The sequence below is a fragment of the Actinoplanes sp. NPDC051633 genome, assembly GCF_040681735.1.
Taxonomy (GTDB): domain Bacteria; phylum Actinomycetota; class Actinomycetes; order Mycobacteriales; family Micromonosporaceae; genus Actinoplanes.
In genome coordinates, this window is the sequence record NZ_JBFAZH010001224.1 from 1 (window position 1) to 2,250 (window position 2,250).

Sequence of the window (2,250 nt, forward strand, 5' to 3'; positions counted from 1 at the left end):
CCCACCAGCAGGGTGGGGAATTACGTGAGCGACCGGGGTGGGGAATTACGTGAGCGTCAGACCCCTACAGGTGGGGAATTCCGTGAGCGCCGACAACAAAGAAATCGAAGCTGTTCGCCATGCCGGAACATTAGGGCCGGGTACCTGACATCTGTTGTCAGGTGATCGTCGAGTTTCACGCACTGGTACAGCGGTATCCGCTGCGCGCGGGTCTGACGACTGCGGCACGGCGAGAGCGACGACCGCAGCCGCACATCCGATCTCGAGAAGCTGAACCAGGACGACCAAGTCGGGGAGATTGAGGATCGGGTAACCGCCCGCATGGCCGACGACCAGCTGTAGTGCTCAGAGGAGTACACATCGTGGATCCGGCCCGCCGACGGCTGAGTACACGTCGCGGCGGCAGCACCGCCGGCGCTCTGGCTGACGCAGCCGGGCCGGACCAGACCGCTACGGCCGGGCTCGGGTTCGGTGGCGGTGTCGCCAGTCGGTACATCCGACTGAACGCCTCGGCAACCCGATCGTCGCTCGTCCGATGACGGCCCCAGACACGGCCGCCGAGCCGAATCTCCCACCTGGGCCACGCATGACAACCAAGACCCAAACAAAAGAAAGACCGCTCCGGGAAGAGCGGCCATCGCAACGTGGGGTCTCCGGGGGTCGCCCCCGGAATCAGTAGAGTGGGCGATACTGGGATCGAACCAGTGACCTCTTCCGTGTCAAGGAAGCGCGCTCCCGCTGCGCCAATCGCCCGTCTTCGAAAACTCTAAAGGGTCTTGCCGAGGTGGAGACGGGATTTGAACCCGTGTAGACGGCTTTGCAGGCCGTTGCCTCGCCTCTCGGCCACTCCACCGAGCCGGCCCCGCACGTAACCTGTGGCGGCCACTCCGAGCGGACGACGGGATTCGAACCCGCGACCCTCACCTTGGCAAGGTGATGCGCTACCAGCTGCGCTACGTCCGCTTGCCCCCGAGCTGTTCCCCGGTGACGGATAGGAACTGTACTTGGTCCCCCGACGCCTTGCCAAACCGGGGTGCCCCTGGCGCGTCGAAACTAATGAGCCATTCCGGGCGTCGGCGGGCACCATGACCGCATGAAGATCCGTCAGGTCAGCGCAGCTGAGCGTGTCGACACCATGTTTGCCCTGCAGGCGTACGCCTTCGAGCCCACCGGCGACCCGGCCGCCATGCGGGAGCACTATCTGACCCGGGTGCCCTTCTTCGAGACCTGCCTGAATCTCATCGCGGAGGAGGACGGCGCGGCGCGGGCCTGCGCCGCCGCGTGGCCGATGCGGCAGAACGTTCGCGGGAAGCTGCTCGACATGTCCGGGGTCGCCTCCGTCGCCTCGGATCCGGCCTACCGCCGGCGTGGGTTCGTGCGGGAGCTCATGACCGAGCTGCTGCGCAAGGGGCGCGAGGCTGGTCAGGCCACGAGTGTGCTGTGGCCGTTCCGGCCCTCGTTCTACGCGCGCTTCGGCTTCGTCGGTCTCCCCCAGGCTCGGCGGGTGGAGCTCGACCCGGCGGGTCTGCCGGGCGGCGACCTCCCGGGTGAGGTGCGGTTTGTGCGGATGCCGGAGGCGTTCGACGAGTACGACGCGTTCCTGCGCCGCGTCCACGCCGAGCGGCACGGCTTCGCGGTCTTCGACGCGGTGCGGAGCGCGGAGTGGCGGGAGCAGAACTCCTGGGTCGCGCTGGCCACCGACGAGCGTCAGGAGACCGTGGGCGCGCTCGCGTACGAGATCAACGGTGGCTTCGGGGGTGAGCTGCGCGGGCAGCACCTGCTCACCACGGGGCCGCTCGGGCGTGCGCTGCTGCTGCGGTTTCTCGCGCGGCATGTCGACCAGGTCCGCACGGTCTCGCTGACCGTCGGGCCGGATGAGGTGCCCGAGCTGTGGGGCACCGATCTGCAGGTCACCACGACCGCCCGCGTGGAGCAGCCGGACCGCTGCGCGCCGATGGCACGGGTCCTGGACGTGGGCGGGCTCGACGGGCTGCACGTGGGAACGGGCGCGGCAACCGTCGAGGTGGTCGGCGACACCTTGATCAACGGGGCGTACGGCCTGGTGAGCGACGATGGCGTGCTACGCGTCGAGAAGGGGACCGATCCGGGCGCGAGGTTGACGGCGGCCGGGTTCAGCGGGCTGGTCTACGGCGTCCTCGACCCGGTGGACGTGATCACCCGCGGGCTCGGCGAGATCGACGCGGCCGCCGTGGCGCCGCTGCGTTCGTTGTTCCCGCCGGCGATGCCCTA

At 68.4% G+C, this 2,250-nt stretch carries 1 protein-coding gene and 3 tRNA genes; 1 reads left to right on the forward strand and 3 read right to left on the reverse strand.

The features are described 5' to 3' along the window. Positions 1-681: 681 nt before the first annotated feature. The 3 genes from AB0M20_RS39285 to AB0M20_RS39295 all read right to left on the reverse strand — a co-directional run bounded on the left by AB0M20_RS39285 (position 682) and on the right by AB0M20_RS39295 (position 963). Positions 682-753 (reverse strand) — tRNA-Val (locus tag AB0M20_RS39285). Between the two features lie 29 nt (positions 754-782). Continuing rightward, positions 783-853 (reverse strand) — tRNA-Cys (locus tag AB0M20_RS39290). A gap of 37 nt (positions 854-890) precedes the next feature. Next, positions 891-963, reverse strand: a tRNA-Gly gene (locus tag AB0M20_RS39295). A 130-nt stretch (positions 964-1,093) separates the two neighbouring features. Here AB0M20_RS39295 and AB0M20_RS39300 point away from each other — a divergent pair. Further along, on the forward strand, positions 1,094-2,250 hold a 1,157-nt coding region (locus AB0M20_RS39300; protein ID WP_364306116.1), incomplete at its 3' end, for a GNAT family N-acetyltransferase.